Annotated in this window: 8 protein-coding genes; 7 read left to right on the top strand and 1 reads right to left on the bottom strand. The window is 70.7% G+C overall.

Annotated features, from left to right (window positions below; all coding sequences use genetic code 11):
• The 7 genes from O7628_RS00135 to O7628_RS00105 form a co-directional block, all read left to right on the top strand.
• Positions 1-2,069: phage tail tape measure protein (locus O7628_RS00135; RefSeq protein ID WP_278127516.1), on the top strand; the 2,069-nt coding region annotated here is incomplete at its 5' end.
• Positions 2,066-4,723 carry a hypothetical protein gene (locus O7628_RS00130; RefSeq protein ID WP_278127515.1) on the top strand — a complete coding sequence of 886 codons (2,658 nt, stop codon included), beginning with the start codon at positions 2,066-2,068 and terminating at the stop codon, positions 4,721-4,723. The genes O7628_RS00135 and O7628_RS00130, both read left to right, overlap by 4 nt.
• The gene (locus O7628_RS00125; protein WP_278127514.1) at positions 4,720-5,208 is read left to right on the top strand and encodes a hypothetical protein; all 489 of its coding nucleotides are present in this window, start codon (positions 4,720-4,722) and stop codon (positions 5,206-5,208) included. The genes O7628_RS00130 and O7628_RS00125 overlap by 4 nt, the downstream gene beginning before the upstream one ends.
• 159 nt (positions 5,209-5,367) lie before the next feature.
• A complete protein-coding gene (locus O7628_RS00120; RefSeq protein ID WP_278127513.1) occupies positions 5,368-6,186 on the top strand; it encodes a peptidoglycan recognition family protein in 819 nt (272 codons plus the stop codon).
• A complete protein-coding gene (locus tag O7628_RS00115; RefSeq protein WP_278127512.1) occupies positions 6,186-6,680 on the top strand; it encodes a hypothetical protein in 495 nt (164 codons plus the stop codon). The genes O7628_RS00120 and O7628_RS00115 overlap by 1 nt, the downstream gene beginning before the upstream one ends.
• Positions 6,681-6,705: 25 nt before the next feature.
• Entirely contained in the window at positions 6,706-7,005 is a 300-nt protein-coding gene (locus O7628_RS00110; RefSeq protein WP_278127511.1) for a hypothetical protein, read from the top strand.
• 2 nt (positions 7,006-7,007) lie between these two features.
• Positions 7,008-7,274, top strand: a complete 267-nt coding sequence (locus O7628_RS00105; RefSeq protein WP_278127510.1) for a hypothetical protein — start codon at positions 7,008-7,010, stop codon at positions 7,272-7,274.
• Positions 7,275-7,332: 58 nt separating this feature from the next.
• On the opposite strand, the gene O7628_RS00100 is transcribed toward O7628_RS00105, so the two are convergent.
• Positions 7,333-7,750: hypothetical protein (locus tag O7628_RS00100; RefSeq protein WP_278127509.1), on the bottom strand; the 418-nt coding region annotated here is incomplete at its 5' end.

The raw sequence follows: 7,750 nt of genomic DNA, 5'->3' as shown, positions 1-7,750 counted from the left end.
ACGTCGAGGAGGTGACCCGGGTGGCGACTCTGGCGGACCTCATGGTCAAGATCGGCGTCGACGCCGGCGGCGTTGAGAAAGGCACCAAAGCGATCCGGTCGACGTTCAACCGGACGTGGCAGGCGGTCAAGAAGTCCGCTGCGATCGGCGCGGTCGCGATCGGCGCCACCCTCGCCGTCGGCATCGCCGGCGCGATGGACCTGGACCGGGCCCGCGCACAGCTGGAGGCCCGGCTGGGTGATCCGGTGCTCGCGGCGAAGGTGGGTGATGTCGCCGGCGAGGTCTACGGGAGAGGCTTCGCGGCCAGCGCTGCCGACGCGATGGCCGCGACCAGGGCCGTGCTGTCGTCCGGACTGGTGCCGGACGGGGACGCCGCGAAGCTGGAGGACCTGACCGTACGGACCCAGGCGTACGCGACGGCGTGGGGCGTCGACGTCGCAGCGGCCGCGCAGTACGCCTCCACGTTGATCGGGTCCGGGCTGGCGCGGGACGCGACGCACGCCCTGGACCTCATCACCGCGGCGAGCCGGCGCGTACCGGAGGCACTGGTGCCGGACGTGTTGGAGGTCGCCGACGAGTACAGCCAGTTCTTCCGTGCGGTCGGGTTCAGCGGTGAGCAGACGTTCGCGCTGCTGACCGACGCCGCGACCAAGGGCAAGTGGGGTCTGGACAAGACCGGCGACGCCATCAAAGAGATGACGCTCCTGGCCACCGAGATGTCCGACTCGACGAAGACCGCGTACGAGTCGATCGGGCTCGACGCGCACAAGATGTCGAACGACCTGTTGGCCGGTGGTGACCGCGCCCAGGCCGCGTTTCAGAAGATCGTCGGCGGACTGGCGTCCATCAAGGACCCGACCAGCCAGGCAGAGCAGGCGATCGCGCTGTTCGGCGCGCCGTTGGAGGACCTCAACAAGTCGGACATCCCGCAGTTTCTGCAGTCGATGGCGTCGGTGGGTGACGGCCTGGAGACCGTGGCCGGGGCGAGCGACTCGGCCGGTGCCGCGCTGGAGGGCTCGGCCAGCCAGCGACTCGACAACTTCCGCCGGAAGGCCGAACTGGCCCTGGTCACCACGCTGGCCGATGCCGTGCCGTACATCGAAGCCACCTTCGGCTGGCTGCAGAAAAACTCGGACTGGGTGGTGCCGTTGGCGACCGGCCTCGGCATTCTCGCTACGGCGATCGCGCTCGTTGTTATCGCGGTCAAGATTTGGACGGCGGTGCAGACCGCGTGGGGCATCGTGATGGCGACGACCCTCGGCCCCGTCCTGCTGATCATCGCCGGTGTCGCTCTGTTGGTCGCAGTGATCGTGTGGATCGCGACGCAGACGACGTGGTTCCAGGACCTGTGGTCGGTCATCTGGACGGCGATCGTGGCGGTCGTGAAGTGGGCGGTCGACTGGATCGTCACGGGCTGGACGTGGCTGTTCGATACCGTGATCACCCTCGCCAAGCTGTGGTGGACGGTCTTCTCCACCGTTTGGATCACGATCGGGAAGTTCTTTATCGCCTTGTTTAAGACGTGGTGGGGCATCTTCTCCGGCTTTTGGAAGGGTGTCGGCCGGATCGCGGTCGCGATGTGGAACGAGATCCAGTCGAGGATCGACCGGTTCGTTGCATTCTTCAAAGGACTCCCCGGCAAATTGTCGCGCGGCGCGCGGGGCATGTTCGACGGGCTGAAGACGGCGTTCCGCACTGCCCTGAACTGGCTGATCGCCCGGTGGAACAACTTCTCGCTGACGTTGGGTGGTGGGTCGGTCCTCGGCCTGGACATCCCGTCGGTGACCCTGTCGACGCCGAACATCCCGTACCTGGCCGATGGTGGGATCGTGCCGGCGACGCCGGGTGGCCGGCTGGCGGTGATCGGTGAGGGCCGGTACGACGAGGCGGTGGTGCCGTTGCCGCGCGGTGCCCGCGACCTGGACGGTGGCGGCGGGGACACGACGGTCCTGTTCGAGGGCGACGGCAGCCGACTGATGGCCCTGTTGTTGGAGATCATCCGGGAGCTGGTGCGGGTCAAGGGTCGCGGGAACGTGCAGTTGGCGTTCGGGCAGCGGGGTGCCCGGTGAGCACCCGTTTCACGCCGGTCACTGAGCTGTTCTACGCCGGCGAGTGGCATGACATCTCGGCGGATGTGTTCAACAAGCGGAAGGTGCGGATCACCCGGGGCACGCAGAACGAGGGCGGCGAGCCGGATGCGGCGACCTGCACTTTGATGATCAACAACGGTGCGTCGCGGGTCGCGGCGGGCGTGGTGGGCCGCTATTCGCGGCGCAATCCGCGCTCGGATCTGTTCGGGGTGATCGGTCGGCGGGTGCCGATCCGGGTCACCGTGCCGCAGCTGACCACCGCGCCGGTGCGGTTCGTCGGCGATGTGCTGGAGTGGCCGGCGCAGTGGGATCTGACCGCGTCGGTGCGGTGGGTGGAGGTCACCGCGTACGGGCTGCGGCACACGGTGTCGGCCGCGCCGCTGCAGTCCGCGTTGCGGCGTGCGATCCCGGCGACCGGGCCGGCCGGCTACTGGCCGTTGGAGGATCCGGCGGGGGCGCCGCTGGCCCGGTCACCGATCCCCGGGTGCCCGCCGGCGCGGCCGTTCGGCTACTCCCGGTTCGAGGCGCCGAACACTGGTGAGCCGATCCCTCCGGCCGGGCTGCCGGAGTTCGGCACCGGTGATGTCGGGCCGGGGTCCGCGCCGGTGGTGGATCTGTCCCGGGGCGGCACCCTGCGGGGCCTGGTGCCTCAGCCGGCGGGCGGGTCCGGGTGGCGTGTCGAGTGGGTGATGACCCAGCCCCGGGACCAGGCCGACTCCCGGACGCCGATCTGGTGGGAGACGACCGACGCGTTCACGGATCATCCGTCCGAGGAGACGATGCGCTACGAGGCCAACGTCGCTCCTGAGGGTCTCACCGTCTTCTATGGTCGGGCGTTGACCAGCTTCGGGTCGGGCTGGGCCGCGTTCACGATCGCCGACGGGCTGCCGCACCACTACCGGGTCGACGGTGACCAGGACGGCGGCAACATCCGGATCCGAGTCTGGGTGGACGGCCTGCTGGCCGCGACCGTCGCCAGCTTCAGCGACACGCTTGCCGGCACGGTAGGGCAGGTCACGGAGTGGGTGCTCAACCCGCGTGAGCGGGAGAACGGCGACGACCTGATGCCGTCGCTGGGGCACGTCGCGATCTGGTCACCGGTCCCGGGCACCTCGGACACCGTGTCAGCTGCCACCGGCCACGCCGGCGAGACCGCCGGGGACCGGTTCGAGCGGCTCTGCGCCGAGGAGTCGGTGCCCGGCTCCTCGCTGATCGGTGACGCCGCGTCGTCGGCGCCGATGGGTCCGCAGCGGCGGTTGTCGGTGCTGGAGTTGCTGCAGGAGTGCGCGGACGCGGACGACGCGATCCTCACCGAGGCGCGCGGCACCCGGGCGCTGGTGATGCGGCTGCGGTCCACCCTGTACAACCAGACGCCGTTGGTGCTGGCGCACGGGTCCGGTCGGCTGGCGTCCCCGTTGACGCCGGTCGACGACGACAAGCTGATCGTCAACGACGTCACCCTGCGGAGCACGGCCGGCGCCGAGACACGCATCGTCCAGGAGACAGGTGCGCTGAACGTGCAGGATCCGACGGACGATCCGGACGGGGTCGGCCGGATGCCGGTCGAGCTGGACCGCAACGTCGCCGACGCGGCCGAGCTGGAGTCGGCGGCGTGGTGGATGCTGTCGGCCGGCACGATCGACGAGACCCGGTTCCCGCAGATCCCGGTGGATCTGACGTCGCTGGCGTGGGACGACACCGCCCGCGACGCGGCCGCCGCCGTCGACGTCGGTGACCTGGTCCAGCTGCAGGGCCTGGACGCGTTCGGGCTGCCGCCGGACCCGGTCGAGCAGATCGTCGAGGGCTACGCGGAGGAGTTCGACCTGTCGTCGCTGCGGATCACGTGGTCGACGAGCCCCGCCGCGCTGTACCGGGTCGGTGTGCTGGCGTCAACGACCCGCACGGGCACCCGCGGATCGGTGACCACCGCCGACGTCGACGCCGGGGTCGACACGGCGCTGCCGGTGGCGAGAGCCGCCGGGAACCGATCGCTGTGGACCGTCCGGCCGCCGGACTACCCGATGGAGGTGCTGGTGTCCGGGGTGCGGTTGACCGCCACCAGCTGCGCCCAGGCCGGTCCCGTCAACCCCAACGGAACGTTCGAGGTTGACGCGTCGGGCTGGTCCGGCACCGGCGGCACCGTCGGCCGGTCGACCGCGCAGGCGCACACCGGGTCGGCGTCGCTGCTGCTGACTCCCGACGGGGTCAGCGCCGAGGCGATCGCCGCCACCGATGTCATCCCGGTGCACGCCCTGGACGGCGCGTACGCGTGGACCTGGTCGGCGTGGGTGCGGTGCGCGTCGACGCGTGTCATCGACATGCAGATCCTGTGGTATGACGACGGCGGCGGTCTGCTGGGCACCACCACGGTGACGGCCGGCGTCATCGCCGACACGTGGACCCAGCTCACCGCGACCTCGTCCCCGCCGGCGTCGGCGGCGCGGGTCTCCGGTCGGGTCCGGTTGACCGGCACCCCGACGTCGGGGGTGCTGACCTACATCGACGACGCCGAACTGTTCGAGCCGGGCCGGCAGACGTTCACCATCGCGGCCACCCCGGTCAACGGCGTGGTCAAGACCATCCTGGCCGGATCACCGGTCCGGCCCGTAGCGCCGTGGAGGCTCGCCCGATGACCATCGCCGACGGCCAGATCGTCACCGGCGACGACCTGGCGACCCTGGTCGACCCGCCGGCCGCCGTCCTGCGGATGTCGTCCGCGCAGGAGATCCTGGCGTCCACTGATACGAGCGTCGAATGGGACGTGGCGGAGCTGGACACGCACGGCGGCTGGGACTCCGGCGAGCCGACCCGATACACGTGCCAGGTCGACGGCTGGTACGAGGTCTCCGGCCACATCATGTGGGAGCCGTACGTCGCCGACCGACGCCTGGCCTGGCTGTGGCTCAACGGCGTGTCGGTCCTCGGCTCGCGGGAAGTCATCTGGCCGGCGACGTCGGACACGGCACTGTCGGTGGCGCACGCGCCGCTGCTGCGCATGGAGACCGGCGACTACGTGGAGGTCCGTGTCCGGCAGGCCACGGCCACCCCGCTCGACGTGCAATCCGGCACCAACCAGGCGGCATCGGCGCTGTATGTCCACTACCGCCGGCCACTGTAGAGAGGAATGACATGGCTCTGCTCATCGTGCTCGCCGCCGCCGCGCTGGTCGGCCTGGTCGGCGGGCTGCTCGCCTACGCAGCAGGCTGGGACGACGACTTCCCGGAGGTGTCCTGAATTGGCCAGATGGACAGACCTCGCCACCTGGCGTGGCCCTACCGTGAACAGCGGCAACGGCACCGGCAAACCCGACGAGCCGGCGGACCGCCTGGACGCGCATCACGGCGTCGTGGTGCACATCGCCGCCGGATACTTCGACGGCACCATCACCTGGCAGCGCAACCCGGCGTCGCGGGTGTCGTCGCACTTCATCGTGGCCAAGGACGGCCGGATCGCACAGATGGTCGACACCGACATCCGGGCATGGACCCAGCGGGCCGGCAACCGCACCTGGCTCAGCATCGAGAACGAAGGCTTCCTGCCGGACCCGCTGACCCCGCCGCAACTGGAGTCGAACGCCCAGCTGTTGGCCCGTGCCCACACCGAGCACGGTGTGCGGCTGCAGATCGCGTCGTCCCCTGACGGCCGCGGTCTCGGCCACCACAGCATGGGCGCCGAGAACGGATACGACTGGGGACACAGCCAATGCCCGGGGCCGGCGATCGTTGCCCAGAAGCCGGCGATCGTGGCCAGGGCGAAGCAAATCGTCGAAGGAGATGACGTGATCAGTGAGGAAGACCTCCGCAGGATCGCTATCGCGGTCAACGGCTGGATTTACCCCAAGGATGGGCCGGCGCTGCACACGGCGGCCCGTGGTGCCGCCGCTGATGCCGCGAGAGCGGTTCGTGACGTCGCAACCCTGCGGGTGGAGGTGCGGGAGGCGCTCGGCCGGGACTGGGTCGACGAGGACGCCATCATCGCCGGGGTGCTGACCGGGCTCGCCGCCCGGCCACCGGAGGAAGCGGCGACCGCCCTGGTCGCGGTCCTCGGCGAGGAGCGCGCCGCCGCGCTCGGCCGGGCGCTGCTCGCCACCAACTGATGGACCCAGGCCTACTCACCGCGCTGGTCGGCGCCGGCGCGGCGGTGCTCGGCGCCGCGGTCGGCGGGCCGGCCGCCGGCGCAATGGTCGGCCGCCGGCTCCGCCAGGCCCAGGCCCAGCACGCCGCCGCCCAGGCGAAGCACCTGCAGGCCGAGACGACCCGGATCAGCCAGGACGTCTACCAGCAGCTGACAAGTGACCTGCGAGACGCGCTGGACCGGGCCCGGAGCCAGATCACCGACCTGCGTGAGGCGTTGCGGCTCACCAGTGCTGAAGAGGAGAGGCTTCGCCAGCGGGTGACCGACCTGGAGTCACGGCTGGCGCAACTGGCGACCGCTGAGGCGGGCCTGGCCGACGAGCTACGCCGGACCCAAGGCGACCGGGACCGGCTTCGTGAGGTCCTGGCCGCCCGCGACGCCACGATCCTGCAGCTGCGCGGCCAGGTCGAGGACCTGACCGCACAGTTGCACCTTGCCCGCCCATCGCCGGCATAGAGCCGGTGAAAGATAGGAGACCCTCGTGCCACAGACCCCGACCGATCCAGCCGATCCGCTGCAGGCGGCGGCCGGCACCCGCGCCGGCATCGAGGCCGCGCTGACCGGCCGACACCGGTCGACCGTCCAGATCGCCCGGCACCTTGCCTGGTCGCACCTGCCGCCACCGCTGGCCGCCGTATCTGCCCGCATCGGCAGCGCGGTGCTCGACCTCGTCGCGGACCTCCCGGACGGTCCGGAGCTGACCACCGCGATTCGCCGGGCGGTCGAGGCGAAGGACTGCCTTGTCCGCGCGGCCGTCGACGCGACCGACGAGGAGCGATGACCATGGCCAGTCCTGTCACCACCCAGTCCCGCCACCCGTGGCGGGCCACCCTCCGGACGGCCGTCGCCGCGGCGATCGCCGCGCTGCCGCTGATCCCGCTCGCCGCGACCGAGGCCGGAATCGACACCGTGCCGGCCGTCGCCGGCGTCGTCGCGGTCACCGGCGCCATCACCCGAGTCATGGCCATCCCCGGCGTCGACGCCTGGATGCGGCGGTACGCGCCGTGGCTGGCGTCCGCACCCCGACACGAGGTCCCGCCTGGACGCTGACCTCCGTACACAGCAGCGGCCCCGCACCGAGTCCGGTGCGGGGCCGCTCCGCCATGTCTCAGAAGTCTGGACAGATGTACTGCCGCACCACAGCCAGGATCTGGGTGGCGGTCTCCTCCCCGAACCCGTCCGGATACCCCGGCGCCGAAAATCGCAAGTTCGTGAGCTGGACGAGCTTTGCCTCGTCTGCCTCGCCGTTGCCGATTGACTGGCACTGGCTCCGGCCACGGTCGATGATCGTCTTCTCGTCCTTGTCTCCGACGATGTCCGGGTTGATGTCCTTCAGCGCGCTGATGTAGGCAGCCCAATCTTCAGGCGATGGGGTAGGCGGGATCCCGGCGGCCGCAGCGGCGGAGGCAAGGCTGTCGTCCGCCGGTGCCGACGTCGGGGCCGGCGTGGCCGCGTCCTCGTCAGAGCCGGCACCGCAGCCCAGAGCGGTGACGGCGGCCGCCACGATCGCGGCCACCAACATTCTG

The organism is Micromonospora sp. WMMD956 (genome assembly GCF_029626125.1).
In the GTDB taxonomy this organism is placed as follows: domain Bacteria; phylum Actinomycetota; class Actinomycetes; order Mycobacteriales; family Micromonosporaceae; genus Micromonospora; species Micromonospora carbonacea.
This window is presented reverse-complemented; position numbering and strand designations above follow the sequence as displayed.

Excerpts from the sequence above, each read along its gene's own strand:
- O7628_RS00125 (WP_278127514.1), top strand. The coding sequence starts at position 4,720 with ATGACCATCGCCGACGGCCAGATCGTCACCGGCGACGACCTGGCGACC.
- O7628_RS00115 (WP_278127512.1), top strand. The coding sequence starts at position 6,186 with ATGGACCCAGGCCTACTCACCGCGCTGGTCGGCGCCGGCGCGGCGGTG.
- O7628_RS00105 (WP_278127510.1), top strand. The coding sequence starts at position 7,008 with ATGGCCAGTCCTGTCACCACCCAGTCCCGCCACCCGTGGCGGGCCACC.